We start from the raw sequence: 25,545 nt of genomic DNA, 5'->3' as shown, positions 1-25,545 counted from the left end.
CCCCACAACCCCCCCCCCCCCCCCCCACCCCGGGCGGCCCGCCCCCCGGGGCCCCCCCCCCGCTTTTCTGTCTGCACCGTAGGGACCGCCCGGGCACGCCGTCGGGGAGGACTGGCGGTCAGGACTCCCGAGGGAGCGCAGGGAGGCGCGGACGAAGCAGCAATGCCGCCACTACCCCGCCCGCGGCGCCGCCCAGGTGCGCCTGCCAGCTTACGTAGCCGGCCACAAACGGCAGGGCGCCCAGGAGGATGCTCCCGTACCCCATGAAGAGGACCACCGCGAGCAGGATCTGCCGCCAGCTGCGGTTGAAGAACCCACGCACCAAAAGGAACGCGAAGAGCCCGAAGACCAGGCCGGACGCGCCCACCGTGACACCGTTGCCGATAAGCCAGACGGTGACTCCGCTGCCGAGCCAGCTGAACGCCAGCGCGGTGAGGAACACACGGAGCCCCGAGAGGAACACGAGGAAGCCGAAGATGACCAGGGGCAGGCTGTTGGACAGCAGATGGTTCAGGTTGGCATGCAGGAGCGGGAAGGTGAAGATGTCCAGCAGCCCGTCGGCACTCCTGGGCCGCAGGCCGAAGGTCCGCGTGAGGGCGCCCATCATCAGCGTGTTGACCACCTCGATGGCGAACAGCAGGGCCACGAAGCCGCCCAGAACCACGAGGCCGCCCTTGGCGCGCGCGGCGATGGTTTGCCGCGCCGGGCCGCCTCCGTTACCCGTCAGTCCGCTGCCCGGTCCGGCCATGGCCGGTCCTAGTGCACAACGATCGGCTGGAAACCCTCAGCACGGAGGGCACTGAGGACCTGCTCACCGTGCTGGTGGCCCTTGGTCTCCAGGTTCACGGTGATCGAGACATCGCCCATGCTGATGGATCCCCCCACCCGGGTGTGGTCCAGGCCGGTGACGTTGGCATCATTTTCGGCGATGATGCGGGCAATGGTTGCCAGGGAGCCGGGGCGGTCATCAAGCATCATCCGAACGGTCATGTAGCGCCCTGCGGCGGAGAGGCCGCGCTGGATGACCTTGAGCATCAGCATGGGGTCGATGTTTCCGCCGGAGAGGACCACCACCGTGGATCCCGGGTTCTCGATCTTGCCGTCCATGAGGGCTGCCACGCCCACTGCCCCGGCCGGTTCCACCACCATCTTGGCCCGCTCGAGCAGGAAGATCAGCGCGCGGGCCAGAGAGTCCTCGCTGACGGTGACCACGTCATCCACCAGCTCGCGGATGATGCTGAAAGGCAGCTGTCCCGGGCGCCCCACGGCAATGCCGTCCGCCATGGTGGAGACCCGCTTAAGCGGTACCAGGGCGTCAGCGGCAAGCGAGGGCGGGTACGCGGCGGCGTTCTCCGCCTGGACGCCGATAATGCGGATCTCCCGGCCGAGTTCCCTTGCGCGGGCCTTGATGGCGACGGCGACCCCCGCAAGGAGCCCGCCGCCGCCCACGCCCATGAGGACTGTGTCAACGTTGGGGACCTGCTCAAGGATTTCCAGGCCCACGGTCCCCTGGCCTGCCACCACATCCACATTGTCGAACGGATGGACGAAGACCATGCCGGTTTCATCGCTGTAGCGCTGGGCTTCAGCGAGCGCCTCGTCCACGTTGTGCCCGTGGAGGATGACTTCGGCACCGTGGCTGCGGGTGGCGGCAAGCTTGGGCAGCGCTACGCCCAGCGGCATGTAGATCCGGGCCTTGATGCCGAGGCTTTTGGCGGCAACGGCAACGCCCTGTGCGTGGTTGCCGGCCGACGCCGCCACCACGCCCCGTTTTTTCTCTTCCGGCGAAAGCCGGGCCATCCGGACGTAGGCACCGCGGACCTTGAACGAGCCGGCGCGCTGCAGGTTTTCGCATTTGAAATGGACGTCCCCGCCCACCATGCCCCCCAGCGCCCGGGACGATTCCACGGGCGTGCGCGCAATGATCCCGTCAAGCAGCTTCTGCGCCTCAAGGACATCGTCCAGTGTGACGGGAAGGGTTTCAAGGATCTTCACGGACTACTCTCCTTTGGGTTCTGCTCCGGCGCCTTCCGGGGAGGAAGCACGGGCATCACGGTGTTCAGCTGGGGTGCCGGACGCCGCGTCCCGCCCCGAACCAGGTGCAGACGGCGGCTCAACGTCCTCGATGGTGTTGTCCCCGCCCGCTCCGGCCGTAATGGGCTTCCCGGCAATTACCGGCACCTGTTCATGTTCCCACGTTCTGGCGGCGATGTAGCGAACAGCCGAGTTTGCTACGGCCAGGATGGGCACGGAGAACAGCGCGCCGGGGATCCCGGCGAGGTAGGAGCCGGCCGCAACGCTGAGGATGACTGCCACCGGATGCAGCGATACTGCCTTGCCCATGACCAGGGGTTGCAGGATGTGGCCTTCAAGCTGCTGGACCAGCAGGACGATGGCCAGCATGATCAGGGCGTTGATGGGGCCGTTGGCCACCAGGGCCAGCAGAATGGCGACGACGCCCGTCAAAAGGGCACCTACCACGGGGATGAAGGAGCCGAGGAACACCAGCACGCCCAGGGGAAGCGCCAGCGGGACACCGATGATGGCGGCGCCAACGCCGATGCCAAGCGCGTCGACAGCCGCGACAAACATCTGGATGCGGGCGTAGCTGACCATGGACGCCCAGCCCTTGCGGCCTGCACCGAACGTCGCCGCCCGGGCCTTCCGGGGAAGCATCCTGACCAGGAACGCCCAGATCCGGTCACCTTCCAGGAGGAAGAAGATGAGGATGAACAGGGAGAGGAGCATGCCGGCGGCGAAGTGGCCGGCGGTGCTGCCGAAGGACAGGGCGCCGCTAAGGATGCTGCTGCTGTTGTTCTGCAGCGCGTCGGTGGCTTCCTTGATGTACTGGTCAATCTGTGCGGCGGTCAGGTGCAGAGGCCCGGCGGACAGCCAGTCCTGGACCTGCCGGACGCCCTCAAGCGCCTGGGAATACAGTTCGCCGAAACCGACCACAAGTTGCCTGCCCACCAGGGCCAGTGCACCGGCAATGACGCCGATGAAGCCAAGGACTGTCACTGCGACGGCCAGTCCCGCGGGAAGCCCCCGCCGCTTCAGCCATGCCGTGACCGGGCTCAGCAGACCGGCGAGGAGTGCGGCCACCATGATCGGAATGATCAGGAGGGTGATGTGGCTAAGCAGCCACACCAGCGTTCCCGCCATCAGGAGGATCAGGCCGAGCCGCCACGACCAGGAAGCTGCGATGCGGATGCCGTACGGTATGTCCTTGTCCAGCTCACGGTCCGTCAGGACCCTCAGGGGTGCGGCCGCGGCCGGCGCCGGCGCGGGAGCCGGTTGGACCGGTGCTGGGTGGGCAAGGGTAACGTCGTCCTCTTTTGGCGTCATATCCCAATACTTCCCCAGCGGTGGCCCAATGCAAACTACCGGCCCGCGCCGGGTGTGTAGTCGATCCCCCATTCCATGCTGAAGGACTCCCGTGCAGGCAGCCACCGGAGGCCGTCACCGGAGTTGAAGGCGTTGGCCGGCCCCGTCATTGGCTCCACCGCCACGGCCCGGGTCCGGCCTGGATACACGGTGCTCACGTAGATGTGGACGTACCGGCAGGATTCGTCCTGCCACAGCGACACCGCACTGCCGTCACCCGCTGCAAGGATGTGCCGGGCCACGCCGCCCTCAAAGCGGAGGTCCGTCAGGGCCACGTCCACGGCAAGGTCCGCGACGTGCCGGCCTGGACGGAAGTCAACGTCCCCGTCGACAGGGGCCGAACTGCGCGGAATCAAGCGCTCATCGGTCACCAGCCGCGTGTCGGCGGCAACTGTCAGCTTCAGTTCCTCGACCGGAGTGTCACCCACCCGCAGGTAGGGGTGCGCGCCGAGGACGAAAGGCGCTGCCGCCGTCCCGTCATTGGTGAGGGTCTGCCGGACGCGCAGCCCGAGGTCTTCGGACAGCTGGTAGTCCACCCGGTGCCGCACCAGAAAGGGGTAGCCGTGCTGCGGGAAGACGACCGCTTCCAGCGCCACGGCGTGCGGGGACTCCCCCACCAGGGCATAGCCGGCGTTTCGAAGCAGGCCGTGGCTGGCGTTGTTGCGGGATACCTCGGTGATGTCCAGCTGCTGTTTCCTGCCGTCGAGGAACCATTGCCCGTCCTCCACCCTGTTGGCCCAGGGGGCGAGCGTGATGCCGGCCCCACCCGGGGAGATCTCATCGTCCCCGTAGGTCTCGGTCAGCAGGACCCCGCCCCGGCTGAACGAGCGCAGCCCGGCGGCGAGCTCGGTGACCACGGCCACGGCATCACCCCGGCGCAGTTCGTATTGCCGGCCGGTGGCGCAGGCCCGCGTGGATGCAACGGAGGTTTCCTGTGGGGAAGAGGCAGTCATGGGGATTACCGTACAACGGGCGGCGCCACACCTCCATCCCGCGTCATGTTACTTTTTGTTGTTAACTATTCTTTTCTGATCGCTTGTGCCACACTTTTTGCATGACAGGGATTACCAGCACCAGACTCTCCGACGGCCGGGAGCTGATTTATTTCGATGACGCCGGCACCAGCACCCCGCGCACCGGCAACCTCACCACCGACCACCGCGGCCTGCCGCCGCGGGGGGAACCGGGCGAGGTCCGCTTCGATGCGCTGACGGACGAATGGGTAGCCGTTGCCGCCCACCGCCAGGCCCGCACCCACCTTCCGCCGGCAGACCAGTGCCCCATCTGTCCCACCACTCCCGGGAATGCTTCCGAGATTCCTGCCGCGGACTATGACGTGGTGGTCTTCGAGAACCGGTTCCCCTCCCTGGGACCGGCGCTGGGGCCGGTCCCTGAGCATGCCGGATGGGGAACGAAGGGCCCTGCGTACGGCCGCTGCGAGGTGGTGTCGTTCACCCCGGACCACACCGGATCCTTCAGCGGGCTGAGCCAGGAGCGGTCCCGGACCGTGATTGAAGCCTGGTCGCAGCGTACCGCTGCCCTCAGTGCCATGGCGGGGGTCAAGCAAGTCTTCCCGTTCGAAAACCGCGGCGCCGACATCGGCGTTACGCTGCACCACCCGCACGGGCAAATCTACGCCTACCCCTACGTCACGCCCCGAGCCGGCGTCCTGGGTGCTGCGGCCCGGAAGTACTACGACGCAAGGGACGGCAGGGACACCCTGACCGGTTCGTTGCTGCGCGCCGAGCGGGAGGACGGCAGCAGGATGGTGCTGGAAGGGACGCACTTCAGCGCCTACGTGCCCTTCGCAGCCCGGTGGCCCCTGGAAATCCACCTGGTGCCGCACCGCCAGGTCGCCGACCTCGCCGCCCTGGGCGGGGAAGAAAAGGATGAGTTGGCGCATGTCTACCTGGACCTGCTCAAGCGGGTCGACGCCCTGTACCCCACGCCCACTCCCTACATCTCCGCATGGCACCAAGCCCCGCTGGATGACGTCCTGCGGCCGGCGGGATACCTCCACCTGCAGCTGACCTCTCCTCGCAGGGCAGCCGACAAGCTGAAGTATCTGGCCGGGTCGGAGGCAGCCATGGGCGCTTTCATCAATGACACCACTCCCGAAAGCGTGGCGGAACGGCTCCGCAATGTTGCCGTCCCGCCGTCGTCCACGCCAGCTGCCGCCCTCGCAGCCACCCCGGAAGGAGCCTCCGCGTGACCACCCGGAACCAGAACAACAACCAGGCCGCAGTTGCCACACCGCAGGACCTGGGCGCCCGCTTTGAGCAGGAGTTCGGCAGCGCTCCCGACGGCGTGTGGCAGGCGCCCGGCCGGGTCAATCTCATCGGCGAACACACGGACTACAACGAAGGCTTCGTCCTGCCCTTCGCCATCGACCGTACCGCGCGGGTGGCCGTCGCCGTGCGGCAGGACGCCACCATGCGGCTGCTGTCCACGTACGGCGACCAGGGGGTGGTCAGCACCAAACTCGAAGCCCTGCAGCCGGGAACGGCAAAGGGCTGGACCAAGTACCCCCTGGGCGTCGTGTGGGCGCTGCGGCAACGGGGGATCGACGTCCCCGGGCTGGACCTGCTCCTGGACTCAAACGTTCCGCTCGGCGCCGGCCTGTCGTCGTCGCACGCCATTGAATGTGCCGTCATTACCGCATTGAACGACCTCACGGGCGCCGGGCTGGAGGCCGAGGACATGGTGCTGGCAACCCAGCGGGCTGAGAATGACTTCGTCGGGGCACCCACCGGCATCATGGACCAGTCCGCATCCCTGCGCGGTTCAAAAGGCCACGCAGTGTTCCTGGACTGCCGGGACCAGACGGCGCGCCTCGTTCCGTTTGAGACCGGACCCGCCGGCCTGGTGCTCTTGGTGATCGACACCAAGGTGTCGCACTCCCACGCCGACGGGGGCTACGCCTCGCGGCGGGCATCCTGCGAGCTGGGCGCGGAGGTCATGGGGGTGAAGGCCCTTCGGGACCTGGATGTGGCGGACCTTGAGGAAGCCAGCGGGCTGCTGGACGAGGTCACGTTCCGTCGCGTGCGGCACGTGGTCACCGAGAACAACCGGGTGCTCCAGACCGTGGAGCTGCTGGCCGGCCCCGGTCCCGGCGCCATCGGCCCGCTGCTGGACGCCAGCCACGCCTCCATGCGCGACGACTTCGAAATCTCGTGCCCGGAACTGGACCTGGCCGTGGACACCTCCCGTGCCAACGGCGCCATCGGCGCACGCATGACGGGCGGCGGCTTCGGCGGGGCAGCAATTGCCCTGACGCCGGTGGACGCGGAACAGAAGGTGCGTGACGCTGTCGCCGGGGCTTTTGCCGACGCCGGCTTCGCGGCGCCTGAGATCTTCACCGTCTCCCCCGCCGCCGGCGCCATGCGGATCGCCTAGGCAGGCGCGGTCCGTCAGGGGCACGTTAACGGCCGTGGGCCCCACCAGTTTGGTGGGGCCCACGGTTGGTTAACGTACGACGGCGGAAGTTGCCGGTGTGCCTAGTCGTCGCCGCGCAGGATGGCCAGCAGGCGGATGATCTCCACGTAGAGCCAGACCAGCGTGACGGTCAGGCCGAAGGCGGCCGTCCAGGAGAAGCGCTGCGGGGCACCATTGCGGACGCCCTCCTCAATGCTGGTGAAGTCCATGATCAGCGAGAAGGCGGCGAGGCCGATGGCCAACAGGCCGATGAAGACGCCCAGCGGGATGCCGAAGATCTCAATGCTGCGCATGCCGAAGGGTTGCTGCAGGACGCCGGTCCACATCATCACCATGTTGACCAGGGAGAACACGGCGTAGCCGATGATGGCGATCATGAAGAACCGCATGGCCTTCGGGGTGGCGCGGACCTTGCCGCTCTTGAACAGCAGCAGGGTCACGGCGAACACTGAGAGCGTGCCGATCACGGCCTGCAGCCCGACGCCGGGGAACATGCCGTCCAGGATCCGGGTCAGGCCGCCGAGGAAGAGACCTTCCAATGCCGCGTAGGCCAGGATCAGTGCCGGTGAAGGCTGCTTCTTGAACGTGTTCACGAGCGCCAGGACGAAGCCGCCCAAGGCTCCGACGATCATCAGCATGGAGGCCAGCTGCTGCGCCACCGTGAGGGTGATGGCAGCGCCCACCACCACGGCGCCGAGGCATGCGGCGGTCTTCATGATGACGTCGTCGAACGTCATCCGGCCGGTGTCGGCGGGGCCAGCCGAGGGCTGGCTGTACATCTGCCGGAGCTGTTCATCAGTCATGCTCTGGGGCTGCGTGCCCCAGCCCTGCTGGCCGTAGGGCTGCTGGCCATACGGTTGCTGGCCGTAGGGCTGCTGGCCATAGGGAGCGCCATAAGGGGCCTGCGGTACAGGCGGTGCCTGGGTGGCTCCACGGAAACTCTTTCCGTTGAAGATCGGGTTGCCGCCAAGTGCCATTGCGGGATTCCTCCATTGTGGGGTGGGTGATGAGCTTGTTGTTACGCTACCAATTCCCACGCGGGGGCCGCCGGGAAAGTTCCCAAGGGGCCCGGTTGCAACCGAACCGTGACCGTTGCGTCCCTGGACGCACCGGGCCCCACCGGGAACTAACCCACGCCCAGGTAGGCCTCCTTGACGGTGGGATCTTCCAACAGTTCCTTGCCCGTGCCGCTGTGGGTGATCTCCCCCGTCTCCAGCACAAAGGCGCGGTGCGCCCCGGCCAGAGCCTGGTTGGCGTTCTGCTCCACCACCAGGACCGTGGTGCCCTGGTTGTTGATTTCCTTGATGATCTTGAAAATCTGGCGGATGAACTGTGGGGCGAGGCCCATGGAGGGCTCGTCGAGCAGCAGCAGTCTCGGATTGGACATGAGAGCCCGGCCGATGGCCAGCATCTGCTGCTCACCGCCGGACATCGTGCCGCCGAACTGTTTTTCCCGCTCTTTCAGCCGCGGAAACAGGTCGAAGACGCGGTCCAGGTCCTTCGCTACGCCGCTTCTGTCTTTGCGACCGAACGTTCCCATGTCGAGGTTTTCCATGACGGTCATCCCCGGGAAGATGCCGCGCCCTTCGGGGGCCTGGGAGATTCCGTGCACCACGCGGATGTGGGCCTTCATCTTGGTGATGTCCTGGCCCTCAAAAGTAATCCTGCCTTCGGAGCAGTTCAGCAGGCCCGAGATGGTCCGCATGGTGGTGGTCTTGCCGGCACCGTTGGCACCGATCAGCGCCACCACTTCGCCTTCGTCGACGGTGAAGGAGATGTCCCGAAGGGCCTGGATGCGGCCGTAGTGGACGGACACTCCCTCAAGTTCAAGCAACGTCATCTTCAGGCTCCCCTAGGTAAGCAGCAATAACACGCGGGTCTTCACGGATCTCCCGCGGCAGTCCGTCCGCGATCTTCTTCCCGAATTCCAGTACGACAATCCGGTCTGTCACACCCATGACCAGCTTCATGTCGTGCTCGATCAGCAGCACGGTGTAGCCCTCATCCCTGATGGTGCGGATCAGCGCCATCAGTTCCTCTTTTTCGGCCGGGTTGAAGCCGGCAGCCGGCTCGTCCAGGCAGAGGACCTTTGGATCAGTGGCCAAGGCACGCGCAATCTCAAGCCGCCGCTGGTAGCCGTACGGCAGTTGCCGGGACAGGACATGCGCATGGCTGCCGATGCCCACGAAGTCCAGCAGGGCCATGCCGCGCTCAATGGCAGACTTTTCCTCCTTGATGTGGGTGGGCAGGCGAAGCAGTGCTCCGCCCACGCTGGTCCGGTGCCGCGCGTCCAGGCCCACCACCACGTTCTCCAGGGCTGTCATTTCCCCGAACAGGCGGATGTTCTGGAACGTGCGGGACAGGCCCAGCCGGGTGATCTTGTGCTGCTTGATGCCGTTCAGGACCTGCCCCTCCAGCACCACTTTTCCGCTGGTGGGCTTGTACACGCCGGTCATCGCATTGAAGCACGTGGTCTTGCCGGCGCCGTTGGGCCCGATGAGGCCCAGGATCTCGCCACGCTTGATGTTGAAGCTGATGTTGTCCAGTGCCACCAGGCCGCCGAACTTGATGGTCAGGTTCTGCACCTCGACAATGTTGTCGCCCACCTTGACCGCGATATCGCGGTCCGGGGCCACTTTCTCGGCCAATTCCTGGTCCACTCCTGCTTCGGCGAGGGCCTCGATGTCCAGCTCCGGCGCGACGGGGGCCGCCGAACCGTCCTGAACCGTACTGTCCTGGCCTGTGCTGTCCTGGGCCAACTGCTCCTCCACACTGCTGGAGCCCGCGTGCCTTTCCTCGGAGCTCATGCCTCCGCTCCTCTCTGTCCGGCCGCATGCGTCCCGGGGCCGGCTGGTGGATTGTTCGGGTCTTTCGGCTCCGTGCCGTCGCGGCTGGTGACCTTATTAAGTGCCGTCCTGCCATACGCCAGCAGCCGCTGCCGTGCGGGCAGAAGTCCCTGGGAACGGAAGATCATGATCAGCACCAGCGCAATCCCGAAGATCAGGTACTTGTATTCGGCGATGGCCGTGAACCTCAACGGGATGTAGCTGACCAGGGCTCCACCCAGGATGGCGCCCACCTTGTTGCCGGCCCCGCCCAGCACCACTGCGGCGAGGAACAGGATGGATGTTGTGACGTCGAACTTCTGGTTGTTGACGAACCCCACCTGCCCGGCGAAGAGTGCTCCGGAAAGGCCGCCGACGGCAGCACCAATCGCGAAGGCCCACACCTTGTACTTGAAGGTGGGAACACCCATGATTTCCGCGGCGTCCTCATCCTCGCGGATGGCAATCCAGGCGCGGCCTACCCGGCTGCGTTCCAGGTTGCCCACCAGGAGGGTGACGATGATGATGATGGTCAAGGTCAGCCAGTACCAGGGCACACCGTTTGAGTTGGAGAAGATCGGCGTTCCGTCAGCCCCGTCACCCGGCGGGTGGCCGACGTTCTGGAAACCCACCTGGCCTTTCATGGCAGGAATGATGGTGGCCAGGATGCGGATGATCTCGCCGAAGCCGAGCGTCACGATGGCGAGATAGTCGCCCCTGAGACGGAGTGTGGGCACGCCCAGCATGACGCCGAAGAACATGGTGACTGCCATGGCCACCGGAAGCGTCCACAGGTAAGGGATGTGCAGGTAGGGCGAATCCGGGCTGGTCAGCATGGCGGCAACGTACGAACCCACCGCGAAGAAGGCGACGTAGCCAAGGTCCAGGAGGCCGACGTACCCCACCACGATGTTGAGGCCAACGGCGATCAGCGCAAAGCGTGCCATGTCGAAACAGGCCAGGGCGAAGTTGTTGCCGGGTTCAGTGGTGATGATCGGCGGGTTGAGCAGCGGCAGCAGGTAGGCCAGGACGACCACGATGACCAGGAAGGCCCACTGCTGTTGGCGGGACAGGGCGTGCCAGCGGTCGGAGAAGTAGCCGGGCTTGCGTTTGCCCTGCTGCCGGAGTGTGCTCCTGCCCGGCGCTTTTGACGATGCTTCGCGTTCCTCTGCTGCCTGCTCGGCCGCGGCTGTCTGCAGCGGCGTGGGGCCGTCCGTCATACTCATGCTTTGCTCCTTCCAAGGGAGGTTCCCAGGATGCCCTCGGGCCGCAGCAGCAGCACGAGCACCAGCACCACGAACGCCACGACGTCGGTCCACTGCGAGTTGCCCAGCAGGATCTGGCCGTAGTTGCCGATCAGGCCAAGGAGCAGTCCGCCCAGCAGTGCACCGCGCACGTTGCCGATACCGCCAAGCACCGCGGCAGCGAACGCCTTGATGCCCAGGACGAAACCACCGCTGTACTGGACACCGGACGGGATTTTCATGACGTAGAACAAGGCGGCGGCTCCTGCGAGCAGTCCTCCGATGACGAAGGTGGTAATAATGATGCGCTCTTTGTTGACGCCCATCAACGTGGCGGTGTCGGGGTCCTGGGCGACCGCCCGGATGCCGCGGCCTGTGCGCGACTTGCTGATGAACCTGTCGATGCCCACCATCATGATCACGGCGGCGATGATGATCACCAGCTGCTGCGAATCGATGATGGTACCGAAGACGTCGAAAATGGGGGTGGGCCGGAACATGGTCAGGGCCAGTTCGGGGCTGGGGCCACGCCACAGGTAAATGAGGTACTGGATGGTGAAGGAAGCGCCAATGGCCGTGATCAGGAAGACCAGGCGGGGCGCGTTCCGTTGCCGCAGGGGTTTGTAGGCGATCCGCTCCAGCAGGAAGGCTGTCACGGCTGACGCCACCATGGCCAGGACCAGCGCCAGCAACAGGTTCAGGATGATGGCCCAGATGTCGAGCCGGGGAGCTGAGGGGCCGAAGCCAAGGCTGCTGAGGGTGAAGAAGACGGCGTAGCAGCCAACGATGAACACTTCCGAGTGGGCGAAGTTGATGAGGTTCAGGACGCCGTAAACCAGGGTGTAGCCCAACGCTACGAGCGCATAAATGGCCCCGAACGTGAGGCCGTCAAACGTGGCACTCCAGAAGTTCTGGGCCAGCGACGGTATGTCGAAGGTGATCCAGTCGTTTTCCATCGGGAGTAGTGGGACAAGAGAGGGAAGCATGGGGAACATCCTGATCCAGTTGCACGCGGCCTTGTGGGCCCGGCCGTGGGACTTGTGTCTATTGACGTTGCTTGGTCCTGGGCTGCTGCCAAGCCAAGAAAAGGCTGTGGGGGCCTGCTGATGCTGGCCCCCACAGCCGGTTCGTGCTGGTTGCTACTCCCCGATGGGGCCGATGGGAACGATCTTTCCGTTTTCCACCTTGTAGCCGTAGACGGTCGGGGCCTGGAGCTCGCCCTTGGCATCCCACTTGTAGTGCTTGCTCAGGCCGTCCTTGTCGTAGGCCTTGACCCAAGCCAGCAGGTCCGCACGGCTCTGCTTGCCTGCGTCAATGCCGGAGAGGAGGACGGTTGCGGCGTCGTAGCCCTCGATGGAGTACGTACCGGGTTCCGCTCCCTTGGAAACGTCCTTGTAGGCCGAGGCGAAGTCGGGGATGAGCTCGCCCGGGAGGCAGGGGCAGGTGAAGTAGGCGTTGTTGGAAGCGTCGCCTGCCTGCTTGATGAACTGGTCGTCCTTCACACCGTCAGGCGCTACGAACGTTCCGGTGAATCCCTTGCCAACCAGCTGCTGGTCGAACGGTGCGCCTTCGGCGTAGTAGCCGGCGTAGAACACGGCGTCGGCCTTGGCGTTCATGATCTTGGAGATCACGGCGGAGAAGTCCTTCTGCCCTGTGGTCACCTTCTCCGTTCCGGCCAGGGCGCTGCCCAGGCCCGCGGAGGTGGAGGTTCCCAGGCCAATGCCGTAGTCGGAGTCATCCTGGACCAGGTACACCTTCTTGGCGCCGAGCTTGCCGGTGAGGAACTTGGCGGCTGCGGGGCCCTGGACGGCGTCATTGCCGAGGCCGCGGAAGAAGGTGGTCCAGCCGTTTTCGGTCAGTGTGGGGTTGGTGGCCGACGGGGTGATGTGGACCAGGCCCTTCTGCTCGAAGATGTTGCCCGTGGCCTTGGACTCGCCGGAGAACGGCAGGCCGATCACACCCACAATGTCCGACTCGCTCACCAGCTGGGTGACGGGGCCGGTGGCCTTGTTGGGGTCGCCTTCAGTGTCGAACTTCTTGAACTGGACCTGGCAGCCCGGGTTGGACTTGTTGTGCTGGTCAATGGCCAGCTGGATGCCGTTGAAGATGTTGACACCGAGCTGGGCGTTGGGGCCGGTCTGCGCGCCTGCGTAGGCGAGCGTGGTGGTCGCGGGGCAGGTCGCCTTGCCGTCACCGGCGGGCTTTACCGCACCGGCAGGGACGTCGACTTTCGAAATGGCGGGGATGTTCACCTTGCTGGACGAACCCGAGCTTTCGGTGGTGCCGGGGCCCGCCTGGTTGGCACAGGCCGACAGCAGCATGCTGAATGTGGCTGCTGCTGCCAACGAGGTGAGGACTTTCTTTCGGTACATTTGTCTGCCTTCCGAAACAGGGCCATGCGATGCGCGTGCGGATCAATGGGGCGCTTCGGCGCCCGGAATGGGACCAGGTATTCCTGATTTAGCTTCAAGCTAATGCATAGACAGCAGCGAAACTAAGTGACTGAGGTCACAGCTTTATACCTGTGGTGGCCTTGGCGTAATTAAACGCAGGACGCCGCGTGGTGTCCTGGCGGCTTCCTGGTGTCCAAACCCTGCCGGCGCCGGAAGGGACAGGATGTACCCCAGGTGGGACTCGAACCCACAACACGCGGATTTTAAGTCCGCTGCCTCTGCCAATTGGGCTACTGGGGCGCCGGGTCAATGGTACCTGCCCGGGACGCGTTGGCTGGAAACGCCGACGGCGGCCGCCCCGCAAAGGGGACAGCCGCCGTCGTGCGCTGTGAAGCGTGGTGGAACAGGCGCGCTACTTGGCGTTTGCCGCTACCGTTTCCTTGGGAGCGGCGGCGGCAGCGCTGGAGCCGGCGGCCGGAACCGCTGCGGGCGCAGCGGCAGGCTTCGGTGCCGGGGTGGCTGCCGAGACGAAGGCACCGCGGGGGTTGTCCAGGTCCATCAGCTGCGTGGTGTCGCGTCCGGCGAAGAAGCCGATGATCCAGTTCAGGATGACGCGGAACTTGCGCTCCACCGTGGGCATGGCCATGCCGTGGTAGCCACGGTGGGCCAGCCACGCGAGTCCACCCTTGAGGCCGATGCGGCCCAGGAGGTTGATGTTGGCGACGCCCTTCCATTCGCCGAAGCCTGCTACGGCACCAAGGTTCTTGTGCTTGTAGTCGGACAGCGGCTTGTCCCAACGGGAAGCCCACAGGTTCTTGGCGAGGCGCTTGGCCTGGCGCAGGGCGTGCTGGGCGTTGGGGACGCAGGTGCCGTCCGGGAGGCCCTTGCCGGTGAGGTCCGGGACAGCGGCGATGTCGCCGGCGGCCCAGGCGTTCTCCACAATGCCTTCGTCGCCTGCGACGCGCAGGTCCGGCAGGACGCGGACGCGGCCACGGGGTTCGAGCGGGAAGTCGGTGGAGCGGACCATCGGGTTCGCCTGCACGCCGGCCGTCCACACCAGGGTGTCTGCCTCGAACTCCTGGGCGGGGGTCTTGTCCGGGAGGTTGATGAGCTTCAGGGTGCCTTCGGCGCTGTCCAGCGAGGTGTTCAGCAGGACCTCGATGCCGCGGCTGCGCAGGTGCTCAACCACCCAGTCAGCCTGCTTTGCAGTGACCTCGGGCATGATGCGGCCCATGGCTTCGACCAGGACGAAGCGGACTTCCTCCTGCTTGATGCGGGGGTTGTTGCGCACGGCGGCACGGGCGAGGTCTTCCATCTCGGTGATGCACTCGATGCCGGCGAAGCCGCCGCCGACCACCACGAAGGTGAGGGCCTTGGCGCGGGCTGCAGGGTCCGCCATGGTGGAGGCAACCTCGATGCGCTCCAGCAGCTTGTTGCGCAGGGCAACGGCTTCCTCGATGGTCTTCAGGCCGATGCCCTTGTCCGCCAGGCCCTTGATGGGGAAGGTGCGGGTGATGGCGCCGGCTGCGAGCACGACGTCGAAGTAGGGAACCTCGAAGTTCTCGCCGCCGTCGGCAGGAGCCACCACGGCCGTCCGGTTAACGTGGTCGATCGACGTGACGCGGCCCTGGATGAGTTCCGTCTGCTTGAGGTGCTGGCGGTGGGAGACCACTGCGTGGCGGGCTTCGATGTTGCCACCTGCCACCTCGGGGAGGAAGGGCTGGTAAGTCATGTAGGGCAGGGGATCAACGACGGTGACGATGCCACCGGCATTCGCGATCTTCTTCTGCAGTTTCAGTGCTACGTACAGGCCGACGTACCCGCCGCCGACGACGAGTACCCTGGGACGGTCCTGGAGCTGTGGGGTGGTTGCCATTGTTCAAGGATACAGGAGTTTGTGAAAATCTTCACTAGCCGTGCAGAGCCCCCGTAACCTAGGAGTCAGGCCGCGATTTGACCCTTTCCACCACGCCTGTGTCCGGTTCTTCCACGGCAAGGGAAGGGTTGCGGGCCGCCCGTCGGAGCTGGATGGCGGCGGCGGCGATGATGGCCACGAACAGGGCAGCGAAACCGATCACGACGGCGGCGCCAATGGCACTGTCGCGCTGGGACGGTGGCTTCGCGGCGGGAACGGTGGCTTCGGGCAGCGTGGGTGCCGCGATGGGCGCTGAGGTTGCGGTGGGCAGCGGGGTTGCCGGGGCGGCGTTGCCCCGCCTGTGCACGCGGATCCACTCGGCGATGGTGCCCAGCGGATTGACTGAAACCTCCGGGACGTCAGCCTTGAGCGCTGCCTCGGCGTTGAGGATGCCGAAGCCGTACAGTGGATCCTTCCCCGGGGCGCCGGCGTCCTTCGCCGTGGAGACGATCCTGTTGATCACCTGTTCGGCGCTCATGTCCGGCCACCTGGACCGGATCAGGGCAGCAACGCCTGCCACGATGGGCGTGGACCCGGAGGTTCCGGCCCATTCCGCATAGCCTCCGCCCGGAAGGCCGCCCAGGAGGTTCTCGGCCGGCGCAGCCACTCCAATGCTGATGCCCTGCGAGGAGGCGTCCACGCTGGCCACGTTCTTGCGGTCCAGGCCTGCGACGGTGAGGACGCCGGGAATGGTGGCGGGCGCGCCCACCTGGGTGTTGCCGCCCACCCGGTTCCCGGCGGCGGCCACAATGACCACGTCCTTCTGTTCCGCGTACAGGAAGGCGGCGTCCCAGCTTTGCGGCCACTGCGGCGTGGTGCTGCCGAGCGAGATGTTGATGACCTTGGCGCCGTTGTCCACCGCCCAGCGGACCGCCTCGGGAATCTGGTCCTGGTCGCTTTTGCCCGAGGGGTTGGCCGAGCCCAGCCAGGTGGAGACGGAGAGGATCTGCGCTTCGGGCGCGACGCCGATGATGCCGTCCGGCGGAACAGCCGGCCCGGGGCTGGGGCTGGGGCTCGCGCTGGCGGGCTGGTGTCCGCGGCCTGCGAGCATGGTGGCTACCAGGGTGCCGTGTTCAGGCTTGGAGCCGACGCTTTTCTGGCCGTCCGGCTGGCCTGAGCCGGAGGCATCGTAACCGCCGACAACCGCGCCTTTGAGGTCCGGGTGCTGGGCATCGATGCCGCTGTCGATGACGGCCACCTTCACGCCGGCGCCCTTTGACACTTCCCAGGCCTTGGTAATGCCCGAGTCCGCGAGCCAGTACTCCTTGTCGCGCCACTCGTCGGCGTGTGCGGCGGGGGCCGTGAACAGGCCGGCGAACAAGCAGCACGCGGCCAGGAGGACAGCCACCGCGGCGGCCGCGGCACGGGACGCAAGCGGGGTTGAAGCTGGGGTGGGATGCATGGGGCTACCCGATGCTCAGGGCGATGCCGTCAAGGATGTCGTGCTCGCTTGCGGTGGCCGTGGTGACCTTCCCGCCGGTCAGCTCCCCCATCCGTTCGAGGATGCGGCGCCACACCAGTCCCCCGGCGCCGATGACGTCCACGCGGCCGGGGTGCATGTACGGCAGCGCAGCCCGCCCGGCCCGGGTCATCTCCAGCAGGTCGGTGGCGGCGTCGCGGATGTCCCCGATGGGCAGCGCGGCCCCATGGATGGCGTCGGGCGAGTATTCCGGCAGGCGGAGCGCGTGCGCGGTGATGGTGGTGACGGACCCGGCCACGCCGACGACGGCGGTGGCGCGTTCCAGGGGGACGTCGCGTCCGGCGCGGGCCATGGCTTCGTCCACGTCGGCTTCCGCGGCGGCAATCTGTTCGGGAGTGGGCGGATCGTTGCGCAGGTGCCGTTCAGTCAGCCGGACGCAGCCGATGTCCACGGATTTGGCAGCGGTCACGCCGGCGGCGGTGCCCAGGACGAATTCGGTGCTTCCCCCGCCGAGGTCCACCACGAGCACCTGCTGGCCGTCGAGGACGGGCAGCACGCTGCTGGCCCCGGCAAAGGACAACGCCGCTTCCTCGTCCCCGGAGATGACCTCCGGTTCCACTCCCAGCAGCTCCCTGACGCCGTCCACAAAGACGTCCCGGTTGCGTGCATCGCGGCTCGCGGAGGTGGCAACGAACCGGATCCGCTCTGCGCCATGCTCTTTGATCAGGCGGGCGTAGTCGGCCGTGGCGCCAAGCGTGCGTTCCAGTGCCTCCGGAGCCAGTTCGCCGGTGGCGTCCACGCCCTGGCCCAGCCGGACCACGCGCATCTCCCGGACGACGTCGGTGAGCTTTGTGCCGCCGTTACTGCGGTCAATGTCGGCGATCAGGAGCCGGATGGAGTTGGTGCCGCAGTCGATGGCGGCGACGCGGGTCATTCGGATGCCTCTGTGGTTCCGGCGGATTTCCGGACCGGGGCGGGGCGGCCCACAATGTCCGGGAGCCCTTGGGGCCCGTGGCGGCTCAGGTCCCGGGATGGTGCCTCGCCGGTGGTGTCCCAGGCGCCGTCGCAGTAGCACTTGTCAGCAGTCCACCACTCAGTGATCATGTCCAGGGCCCGGTCCCCCAGGGGGTTGACGCCGCTGCCCGCAGCAAGGGAGTGGCCCACCAGGACATGCAGGCACTTGACGCGGGTGGGCATCCCGCCGGCGGACACGCCGTCGATCTCCGGCACCGGACCGATTCCGGAACGCTGCCCGATGGCGTCGCGGGCGGCCAGATACTCCCCGTGGGCCGCCCGGTAGGCAGCGGCAAGCCCGGCGTCAGCGGCCAGCTGCTCGTTCATGCTGTTCATGACCCCGGCAGCCTCAAGCCTGGAAACCGCGGACGTGATCACCGGGTGCGTCAGGTAGAAGGTGGTGGGAAACGGGGTGCCGTTGCTCAGCCGGGGCGCGGTGGCTGCCACGAGGGGGTTGCCACAGACGCAGCGGGCCGGAATCTCCACGACGTCGCGGACGGGTCGTCCCAGCTGCCTGCTCAGTACTTCAAGGTCGTGTGCTGTTGGTTGGCGGGATTCGTCCCGGGCGGCTGCCGTGTTGTGTTCCACTGTCGCGGGCCGTCCTTCCTGTGCGGTTCAGTCTGTGGCCGCGCGCCTGATGGACTCCCACAGGGAATCCACCCACGGCAGATCGGCGGGGTCTTGTGCTGCTGCGCCGGCGGGGCTACTGCTTTCTCCGGCCGGCTCATCGCTGCCAAAAACCCAGTAGCCGGTTTCGCCCGGCATAACCATGTTAATGCGGTCGCGGGCCTGCTGCTTGACGTAGTTGGGGTCCTGCCAGCGCGACACCTGCTGGCGGAGGACGTCGCCTTCGGCCTGGCGGGCGGCGATGTCAGCATTCAGGGCGTCTATTTCGGCCTTCTTGTCGAAGAAGATCTTGACTGTGGGGGCCAGCATCACGGTGATGGCGATCATCACCACGGCCAGTGCGAGCATGCGGCCGGAAAACGCCTTGGCGGGGACGGGATGCTGCTCCTCTTCGGGGCTGCGGGCATCCTTGCCGTCAACGGGACTGCTGCCTTTGCGCCCGGCGGCGGGCTTCGAAGATTTGGCCTCCCCCGCTTTCCCGGACCGGCCTGCAGCAGTTCCGCCCGCGTGGCTGTCCTTTGCAGGTGCGGGGGCTGCCGCGGACCCGCCCTTGGCCGGCCGGAAATCCGCCCGGATGACCTCGGCACCGCCGGAGGATCCGTCGTCGTCCGTTGCCTTGGCTGGACGGGCGGGTGCGACCTTGGGAACTTTGGGGCGGCGGGTAGCCATGACACTCCTGAAACGCAGCCTGCCGGGGCCGCCACTATCTGTGCTGGACGTTCACTGCTGAACAAATGCTGCTGGAAACAACAGCGGTGGCTATGGTCTTTCAACCATAGCCACCGCGGATGGGTTTAGGCGGTTACTAGCCCTTGAAACGCGGGAAGGCGCTGCGGCCTGCGTAGCGTGCGGCGTCGTCCAGTTCCTCTTCGATGCGCAGCAGCTGGTTGTACTTGGCTACGCGCTCGGAGCGGGCCGGTGCACCGGTCTTGATCTGGCCGGCGTTGGTGGCCACGGCGATGTCCGCGATGGTGGTGTCCTCGGTCTCGCCGGAGCGGTGCGAGGTGATGGTGGTGTAGCCGGCACGCTGGGCCAGGCTGACGGCGTCCAGGGTCTCGGTCAGCGAACCGATCTGGTTGACCTTGACCAGCAGGGAGTTGGCGGTCCTGGTGTCGATGCCGCGCTGCAGGATGGAGGGGTTGGTGACGAAGAGGTCGTCACCCACCAGCTGGACCTTGTCGCCGATGGCGTCGGTGAGGGTCTTCCAGCCGTCCCAGTCGTTCTCGTCCAGCGGGTCCTCGATGGAGACCAGCGGGTAGTCGGCAACGAGTTCGCCGTAGTACGCACTCATGTCGCTGGCGGACAGGGACTTGCCTTCGAACTGGTACGCGCCGTCCTTGTAGAACTCGGAGGAGGCAACGTCCAGGGCCAGGGCGATGTCCTTGCCCGGGGTGTAGCCGGCGTTCTTGATGGCCTCAGTGATGAGGTCCAGGGCTGCACGGTTCGACGGCAGGTTCGGTGCGAAGCCGCCTTCGTCGCCGAGGCCGGTGGACAGGCCCTTCTGCTGCAGTACGGACTTGAGGTTGTGGTAGACCTCAACGCCCCAGCGCAGGCCCTCGGAGAAGGTCTCGGCGCCGATCGGGGCGATCATGAATTCCTGGATGTCGACGTCGGAGTCGGCGTGGGAGCCACCGTTGAGAATGTTCATCAGCGGCACGGGCAGGACGTGGGCGTTCGGGCCGCCCAAGTACTTGTAGAGCGGCAGGTCGGCGGAAGCAGCGGCTGCGTTGGCGACTGCCAGGGAGACGCCCAGGATGGCGTTGGCGCCCAGCTTGCCCTTGTTGGGGGTGCCGTCCAGGTCCAGCATGGCCTGGTCGATGCTGCGCTGGTCGGTGGCGTCGAAGCCGGTCAGGGCGGGGGCGATCTGGTCGATCACGGCGTCGACGGCCTTCTGCACGCCCTTGCCCAGGTAGCGGCCCTTGTCGCCGTCACGCAGTTCAACGGCCTCGTGCTCACCGGTGGAGGCGCCGGAGGGAACCGCGGCGCGGCCGATCTGGCCGTCCGACAGCAGGACTTCAACTTCAACGGTGGGGTTGCCGCGGGAATCGAGGATCTCGCGGGCGTGGATGGCATCGATAAGCGCCATGAATTTGCTCCTTATGGGCGATTAACGGGGGGAATCAGGCAGAAAACTCGACGTACTCGTCACGGTCCAGCCTAGTCGAGAGTGCTCCGGGTTACTCAAACCGGTCAAGGCCGGGACGTCATGATGGCGCTTGGTCGCTTTGGTCACTCTGGTCACGCTGGTAGCGGCGGACGGCGGCATTCAGGGCGCGCTCAGCGTCCATGCCGTTGTCCCGCGCAGAACGCACGACGGCGAGCAGCAGGTTTCCGAGCTCGTCCTCGCTTTCAGGGACGGGAGTCCCCGCGGGGAGCCCAAGGCCAGCACGCGCTGCACGGTCCAGGGACTTCTGCGCCCTGGCCAGCGCCGGGAGGGCCTGCGGGATGCCTTCGAAGGGGTCCTGCCGTTCCGGCTTTTCGGCCCGCTTTACGGCATCCCACTTCTGCTCGATCTCCGCCACGGTGGCCGGGAAGCTGTCCTGCAGGGAGCCGTCAGGCCGGAAGACATGGGGATTCCGCCGGATCATTTTGGCACCCAGGCCGCGCGCCACGTCGTCGAACGTAAAGGCGCCGCGCTCCTCAGCCAGGCGGGCATGGAGCACCACCTGGAGCAGCACGTCACCGAGCTCGCCCTGCAGCTCGGCGTCGGGGTGGCCTTCCTCGATGGTCTCGGCCACTTCGTAGGCCTCCTCCAGGAGGTATTCCACCAGCGACGCGTGCGTCAGGGCGCCCATCCAGGGGCAGTGCACGCGCAGCTGGGCAATCAGGCCCAGCAGTTCCGCCGTTGCAGAACTGCCGGGCCGCGAATCCGGATCAGCCAAGGTTGGCGTAGGCGTCGTTGATGTACTCCACCAGCGCTTCCTTTTCCTCCAGGGGCAGGAAGGATGCCTCGGCGGCGTTGAGGGTCAGCTCCAGCAGGTCATCGAGGTCGTAGTCGAAGGTTTCCACCAGCAGGTTGAACTCGTCGGTCAGGGTGACGCCGCTCATCAGGCGGTTGTCGGTGTTGATGGTGACGTTGAAGCCCAGCTGGTAGAGCATGTCCAGGGGATGGCTTTCGATGCCTTCGCCGAACTCCGCGATGGCGCCGGTCTGCAGGTTGGAGGAAGGGCAGATTTCCAGGGCGATGCCGCGGTCGCGGACCCAGCTGGAGAGGTCGCCGAGGGTGACCAGGCCAACGGTGTCCCCGGCTTCCTCGTCATCGTCGAATTCCACCATGATGTCCTCGGCGATGCGGACGCCGTGTCCCAGCCGGAGGGCGCGGCCGTCCACCAGCGCGGACTGGATGCTCTCCAGCCCGGCAGCCTCGCCTGCGTGTACGGTGGCGGGGAAATTGTGCTGGGCCAGGTACGTGAAGGCGTCCCTGAAGCGGCTGGGCAGGAATCCGTCCTCGGCGCCGGCAATGTCGAAGCCCACTGCGCCCTGGTTGCGGTGGCGGACGGCGAGTTCGGCGATCTCCTGGCCGCGGTCGGCGTGGCGCATGGCGGTGATCAGCTGCCCCACCTGGATCTCGCGTCCGGTCTCGGAGACGGCCTCGACGCCGGCCTCCAGTCCGTCCTGGACTGCCTCCACGGCATCATCAAGGCTGAGCCCCTTCTGGAGGTGCTGCTCGGGCGCCCAGCGCACCTCGCCGTACACCACGCCGTCGTCCGCAAGGTCCTCGACGAACTCCTTGGCAACGCGGAACAGGCCGTCGTAGGTCTGCATGACGGCTACCGTGTGGTCGAAAGTTTCCAGGTAGCGGACCAGGGATCCGGAGTCGGCTGATTCGCGGAACCACTGTCCCAGGGCCACGGGGTCCGTTGAGGGAAGTGTGTGGCCAACGGCCTCCGCCAGCTCGATGATGGTGGCCGGACGGAGTCCTCCGTCCAGGTGGTCGTGAAGGGAAACCTTGGGCAGGCTCTTCAGGTCAAAATCGATGGCAGGGGCAGCGTCAACAATGGGCTCAGTCACGTTCCCACCTTAGGGTGGGCCGCAGTTCAAAGCCAGCCGTTCAAAGCCGGCCGCTACTTGGCCGCGGGGCCGGCCTCTGCCGAGGGCACCACGAGGGCCTGCGTGCCGGGCCTGCGTTCCTGCCCGGAACCGGAGGACCCTTCGGCCCACTCGTCCGCCTCGGGGGCGTCATGCCGGCCCAGCCGTTTGTGCCACCAGCGGAGCAGGTGGTCGATGACCACACCCAAGACAATGGCAAAGACGACGGCGATGCCCGCGCTCAGCAGCGGGTTGTGGTGCAGCCACGGGAACGAGCTGGCCAGCAGGCCGATGCCAAGGGAGTAGGCCACCCACGTCACACAGGCAAAGGCGTCGAAGACGAAGAACCTGCGGTGCGAGAAGCCGGTGCTTCCGGCGACGTAGTTGACCGCCACACGGCCCCAGGGGATGTAGCGGGCGGTGAAGATCAGTACCGCGCCGCGTTTCTCGAGTTCATAGCGGGCCCAGGCGAAGACTTTCCGGACCTTGGGCCGGCGCATCCATCCCCACCGCTCCAGGCCGATCTTGCGGCCGAGCATGTAGGCCATGTTGTCACCGGCAATGGCGCCAACAAGTGCAGTGAGGCCCAGGATCCAGAGATTGGGTTCGCCGCTGTGCCGCGAGAAGGCTGCGAGCGCCACGATGAGGGTCTCGCTGGGGACCACCATGGCGAAGCCGTCCACGAAGAAGAACACCAGCAGCGCCGGGTAAATCCACCACTGGCCCGCTGCATGGAGCACGGCCTCATTAATAAACTCCACGCGGTGTTGCTCCTGTAGAAAAATGACACAGCCAAAGTGCCGCAGCCAAAGCGGAAATCGTTCCTAAGTGTCCCACGCCCCGGGCCCTGTCCGCTACGCCCCAATGCCCGGAATTACCCCTTAAACGCGCTGGTCAGGCCCCGGGTTCCCGGATCCGTTCCACCACGTTGGGTTTACCCCGGAACTTGTTGATGACCAGGTCCACCACGATGCCCAGCGCTACCGCGCAGACAATGGCAATCGCTGCGCCCAGGACGTGGTTGTTCTCGAACCACTGGCCAAAAAACAGCCCGATCGCCACCGAGTAGCCGGCCCACAGGCTCGCCGAAAGGACGGTCAGGCCCACGAACCGCAGGTGCGGGTAATGCGTGACCCCGGCGGTCAGGTTTACCGCCACCCGGCCGATCGGGACGAAGCGGGCCACCAGGATCAGCGATGCCGGCCGTTTGTGCAGCTCCCGGCCCGCCCAGCGGAACGCGCTTTGCATGCGCGGCCCGCGCATCCACGCCCAGCGCCTGGTGCCCACCCGGCGGCCCAGCAGGTACGCGATGTTGTCCCCGAGGAATGCACCCGCTGCCGCTACAAGCACCAGGAGCAGCGGGTTGGGAACATCCGCGGTGGCGGCCACGGCGGCGAGGCCCACCACCACGGACTCACTGGGAACGGGCGGGAAGAAGCCGTCAATGACGCAGCACGCCAGCACCAGGACCAGCACCCACGGCTGGCCGGCTGCGGCGAGGATGAAGTCATTGATGGCCTGCATGGGTCCCTATGCTATGCGGTCGATGATGAGCTGCTGGGCGGGCCGCGAACCTTCCGGAGCGATGACCACTGCGTGTTCCAGGGCTTCCCGGGCACGGGCGAACCGCTCCGGAGTGTCGGTGAGCAGTGTCATCAGGGGCTCCCCTGCCCGCACGGTGGCGCCGGGTTTGGCATGCATGCGCACCCCGGCCCCCGCCTGTACCGCGTCCTCCTTGCGGGCGCGGCCGGCACCCAGCCGCCACGCAGCCACACCGACGGCGAGCGCATCCAGCTCCACCAGCACCCCATCGGCGGGGGCATAGACGACGTCGGATTCCCTGGCCACCGGCAGCGCCGCGCGGGGGTCGCCGCCCTGGGCGGTGATCATCCGGTTCCAGACATCCATGGCCCGGCCGTCCTTGAGGGCGGCGGCGGGGTCGGCGTCGTGAACCCCTGCACAGGCCAGCATCTCCTCGGCGAGCCGGACGGTCAGTTCCACCACGTCCTCCGGGCCGCCGCCCGCCAGCACCTCCACCGATTCCTCGACTTCAATGGCGTTGCCGGCCGTGAGTCCCAAGGGGGTGTTCATGTTGGTCAGCAGCGCGACGGTGTTGACCCCCGCGTCCTTGCCGAGCGCCACCATGGTCTCGGCCAGTTCGCGGGCTTTGGCTTCATCCTTCATGAAGGCTCCACTGCCCACCTTGACGTCCAGGACCAGGGACCCGGTGCCCTCCGCGATCTTCTTGCTCATGATGGAGGAGGCAATCAGCGGGATGGCCTCAACCGTTCCCGTGACGTCGCGCAGGGCATAGAGTTTCTTGTCCGCCGGGGCCAGGCCGGCACCGGCGGCGCAGATGACCGCCCCCACGTCCTGGAGCTGGGCCAGGATTTCGTCGTTTGCCAGGTTGGCCCGCCATCCCGGAATCGACTCGAGTTTGTCCAGGGTGCCGCCGGTGTGCCCCAGCCCGCGGCCGGACAGCTGCGGGACAGCAACGCCGAACACTGCCACCAGCGGAGCCAGGGGCAGGGTGATCTTGTCCCCCACCCCACCGGTTGAGTGCTTGTCGGTGGTGTATTTCAGGCCGCCGTCAGGGCGCCGAAGGCTGGAGAAATCCATCCGCTCTCCCGAGGCGATCATGGCGGCCGTCCAGCGGGCGATTTCGGTGCGGTCCATTCCGTTGAGCAGGATGGCCATGTTCAGGGCTGCCATCTGCTCGTCCGCGATGGCCCCACGCGTGTACGCGTCGATGGTCCAGTCGATCTGTTCGGGGCTCAGCGTCCCCTTGTCGCGCTTGGTCCGGATGATATCAACGACGTCGAACGCTTCGGCTTTGCTGTCGGTCACCGGGTCTCCTCCAGGTGTTCGGGACCAAAGGCGTCGGGCAGCACCTGGTCCATGGTTTTGATGCCTTGGCTGGTCATGAGCTCCATGCCGGGAGCCCTGAATTCGTACAGCAGCTGCCGGCAGCGGCCACAGGGCATGAGCACGGTACCCTGGCCGTCCACGCAGTAGAACGCCCGCAGCAGTCCCCCGCCCGTCATCTGCAGTTCCCCCACCAGGACGCACTCCGCGCAGAGGGTAAGCCCGTAGCTGGCGTTCTCAACGTTGCAGCCGCTGACGATCCGGCCGTCCCCCGTCAGGGCTGCGGCTCCCACCGGAAACTTTGAATACGGGGCGTACGCATTCTTCATGGCGTCGACGGCGGCGGACTCCAGCGCTGCCCAGTCCACCGTTTGTGCCGGGTCCATCTGTCCCT

The 25,545-nt window shown here is 66.4% G+C and carries 24 protein-coding genes and 1 tRNA gene; 2 read left to right on the top strand and 23 right to left on the bottom strand.

Features of this window, described 5'->3' with window-relative positions:
- Nucleotides 1-118: 118 nt before the first annotated feature.
- The 4 genes from ACWRN3_RS01170 to ACWRN3_RS01155 are packed head-to-tail and all read right to left on the bottom strand — an operon-like array spanning nucleotide 119 to nucleotide 4,337.
- Nucleotides 119-748 (bottom strand): rhomboid family intramembrane serine protease, encoded by a 630-nt coding sequence (locus ACWRN3_RS01170; RefSeq protein WP_324644562.1) that lies wholly within the window; start codon nucleotides 746-748, stop codon nucleotides 119-121.
- Nucleotides 749-756: 8 nt separating this feature from the next.
- Nucleotides 757-1,995 carry a threonine ammonia-lyase gene (gene ilvA / locus ACWRN3_RS01165; RefSeq protein ID WP_159632540.1) on the bottom strand — a complete coding sequence of 413 codons (1,239 nt, stop codon included), beginning with the start codon at nucleotides 1,993-1,995 and terminating at the stop codon, nucleotides 757-759.
- A gap of 3 nt (nucleotides 1,996-1,998) precedes the next feature.
- The gene (locus ACWRN3_RS01160; protein ID WP_324644561.1) at nucleotides 1,999-3,345 is read right to left on the bottom strand and encodes an AI-2E family transporter; all 1,347 of its coding nucleotides are present in this window, start codon (nucleotides 3,343-3,345) and stop codon (nucleotides 1,999-2,001) included.
- 35 nt (nucleotides 3,346-3,380) lie between these two features.
- Entirely contained in the window at nucleotides 3,381-4,337 is a 957-nt protein-coding gene (locus ACWRN3_RS01155; RefSeq protein WP_476739654.1) for an aldose 1-epimerase family protein, read from the bottom strand.
- 101 nt (nucleotides 4,338-4,438) lie between these two features.
- On the opposite strand from ACWRN3_RS01155, the gene galT reads away from it, so the two are divergent.
- Both galT and galK read left to right on the top strand, forming a co-directional pair.
- Nucleotides 4,439-5,596 (top strand): galactose-1-phosphate uridylyltransferase, encoded by a 1,158-nt coding sequence (galT, locus tag ACWRN3_RS01150; protein WP_324644559.1) that lies wholly within the window; start codon nucleotides 4,439-4,441, stop codon nucleotides 5,594-5,596.
- Nucleotides 5,593-6,780 carry a galactokinase gene (gene galK, locus ACWRN3_RS01145; protein WP_324644558.1) on the top strand — a complete coding sequence of 396 codons (1,188 nt, stop codon included), beginning with the start codon at nucleotides 5,593-5,595 and terminating at the stop codon, nucleotides 6,778-6,780. Before galT ends, galK begins: the two co-directional genes overlap by 4 nt.
- 101 nt (nucleotides 6,781-6,881) lie before the next feature.
- Here the strand turns inward: galK and ACWRN3_RS01140 are convergent, their stop codons facing one another.
- The 19 genes from ACWRN3_RS01140 to ACWRN3_RS01050 all read right to left on the bottom strand — a co-directional run bounded on the left by ACWRN3_RS01140 (nucleotide 6,882) and on the right by ACWRN3_RS01050 (nucleotide 25,537).
- Entirely contained in the window at nucleotides 6,882-7,796 is a 915-nt protein-coding gene (locus tag ACWRN3_RS01140; protein WP_255174858.1) for a Bax inhibitor-1/YccA family protein, read from the bottom strand.
- 149 nt (nucleotides 7,797-7,945) lie between these two features.
- Nucleotides 7,946-8,659 (bottom strand): ABC transporter ATP-binding protein, encoded by a 714-nt coding sequence (locus ACWRN3_RS01135; RefSeq protein ID WP_255174857.1) that lies wholly within the window; start codon nucleotides 8,657-8,659, stop codon nucleotides 7,946-7,948.
- Nucleotides 8,646-9,626, bottom strand: coding sequence for an ABC transporter ATP-binding protein (locus tag ACWRN3_RS01130; protein WP_255174856.1), 981 nt, complete (start codon nucleotides 9,624-9,626; stop codon nucleotides 8,646-8,648). Before ACWRN3_RS01130 ends, ACWRN3_RS01135 begins: the two co-directional genes overlap by 14 nt.
- Nucleotides 9,623-10,870, bottom strand: a complete 1,248-nt coding sequence (locus ACWRN3_RS01125) for a branched-chain amino acid ABC transporter permease (protein WP_476739653.1) — start codon at nucleotides 10,868-10,870, stop codon at nucleotides 9,623-9,625. Before ACWRN3_RS01125 ends, ACWRN3_RS01130 begins: the two co-directional genes overlap by 4 nt.
- Nucleotides 10,867-11,874, bottom strand: coding sequence for a branched-chain amino acid ABC transporter permease (locus ACWRN3_RS01120; protein WP_159632548.1), 1,008 nt, complete (start codon nucleotides 11,872-11,874; stop codon nucleotides 10,867-10,869). Before ACWRN3_RS01120 ends, ACWRN3_RS01125 begins: the two co-directional genes overlap by 4 nt.
- A gap of 153 nt (nucleotides 11,875-12,027) precedes the next feature.
- Nucleotides 12,028-13,260 (bottom strand): branched-chain amino acid ABC transporter substrate-binding protein, encoded by a 1,233-nt coding sequence (locus tag ACWRN3_RS01115; RefSeq protein ID WP_159632549.1) that lies wholly within the window; start codon nucleotides 13,258-13,260, stop codon nucleotides 12,028-12,030.
- 247 nt (nucleotides 13,261-13,507) lie between these two features.
- A tRNA-Leu gene (locus ACWRN3_RS01110) sits at nucleotides 13,508-13,581 on the bottom strand.
- A gap of 112 nt (nucleotides 13,582-13,693) precedes the next feature.
- A complete protein-coding gene (locus tag ACWRN3_RS01105) occupies nucleotides 13,694-15,157 on the bottom strand; it encodes an NAD(P)/FAD-dependent oxidoreductase (RefSeq protein WP_476739652.1) in 1,464 nt (487 codons plus the stop codon).
- A gap of 58 nt (nucleotides 15,158-15,215) precedes the next feature.
- Entirely contained in the window at nucleotides 15,216-16,598 is a 1,383-nt protein-coding gene (locus ACWRN3_RS01100; protein ID WP_476739651.1) for a S8 family serine peptidase, read from the bottom strand.
- A gap of 4 nt (nucleotides 16,599-16,602) precedes the next feature.
- Nucleotides 16,603-17,550, bottom strand: coding sequence for a Ppx/GppA phosphatase family protein (locus ACWRN3_RS01095; RefSeq protein WP_476739650.1), 948 nt, complete (start codon nucleotides 17,548-17,550; stop codon nucleotides 16,603-16,605).
- Complete coding sequence (locus ACWRN3_RS01090; RefSeq protein WP_255174851.1) at nucleotides 17,547-18,218, bottom strand: DUF501 domain-containing protein; 672 nt, start codon at nucleotides 18,216-18,218, stop codon at nucleotides 17,547-17,549. Before ACWRN3_RS01090 ends, ACWRN3_RS01095 begins: the two co-directional genes overlap by 4 nt.
- A 27-nt stretch (nucleotides 18,219-18,245) precedes the next feature.
- Nucleotides 18,246-18,926 (bottom strand): FtsB family cell division protein, encoded by a 681-nt coding sequence (locus ACWRN3_RS01085; RefSeq protein ID WP_476739649.1) that lies wholly within the window; start codon nucleotides 18,924-18,926, stop codon nucleotides 18,246-18,248.
- A gap of 136 nt (nucleotides 18,927-19,062) precedes the next feature.
- The gene (gene eno / locus ACWRN3_RS01080) at nucleotides 19,063-20,343 is read right to left on the bottom strand and encodes a phosphopyruvate hydratase (RefSeq protein ID WP_110542781.1); all 1,281 of its coding nucleotides are present in this window, start codon (nucleotides 20,341-20,343) and stop codon (nucleotides 19,063-19,065) included.
- A gap of 118 nt (nucleotides 20,344-20,461) precedes the next feature.
- Nucleotides 20,462-21,052: a MazG nucleotide pyrophosphohydrolase domain-containing protein gene (locus ACWRN3_RS01075; RefSeq protein ID WP_255175545.1), complete on the bottom strand. Its 591-nt coding sequence runs from the start codon at nucleotides 21,050-21,052 to the stop codon at nucleotides 20,462-20,464.
- Between the two features lie 79 nt (nucleotides 21,053-21,131).
- Nucleotides 21,132-22,268 (bottom strand): adenosine deaminase, encoded by a 1,137-nt coding sequence (locus tag ACWRN3_RS01070; protein WP_324644552.1) that lies wholly within the window; start codon nucleotides 22,266-22,268, stop codon nucleotides 21,132-21,134.
- A gap of 53 nt (nucleotides 22,269-22,321) precedes the next feature.
- Nucleotides 22,322-23,047, bottom strand: coding sequence for a DedA family protein (locus ACWRN3_RS01065; protein ID WP_324644551.1), 726 nt, complete (start codon nucleotides 23,045-23,047; stop codon nucleotides 22,322-22,324).
- 133 nt (nucleotides 23,048-23,180) lie between these two features.
- A complete protein-coding gene (locus ACWRN3_RS01060) occupies nucleotides 23,181-23,810 on the bottom strand; it encodes a DedA family protein (RefSeq protein WP_476739648.1) in 630 nt (209 codons plus the stop codon).
- A gap of 6 nt (nucleotides 23,811-23,816) precedes the next feature.
- Nucleotides 23,817-25,133 (bottom strand): thymidine phosphorylase, encoded by a 1,317-nt coding sequence (locus ACWRN3_RS01055; protein WP_476739647.1) that lies wholly within the window; start codon nucleotides 25,131-25,133, stop codon nucleotides 23,817-23,819.
- Nucleotides 25,130-25,537 (bottom strand): cytidine deaminase, encoded by a 408-nt coding sequence (locus tag ACWRN3_RS01050; protein ID WP_324645231.1) that lies wholly within the window; start codon nucleotides 25,535-25,537, stop codon nucleotides 25,130-25,132. The genes ACWRN3_RS01055 and ACWRN3_RS01050 overlap by 4 nt, the downstream gene beginning before the upstream one ends.
- Nucleotides 25,538-25,545: the final 8 nt, after the last annotated feature.

The organism is Pseudarthrobacter sp. rb (assembly GCF_056389225.1).
This window is presented reverse-complemented; position numbering and strand designations above follow the sequence as displayed.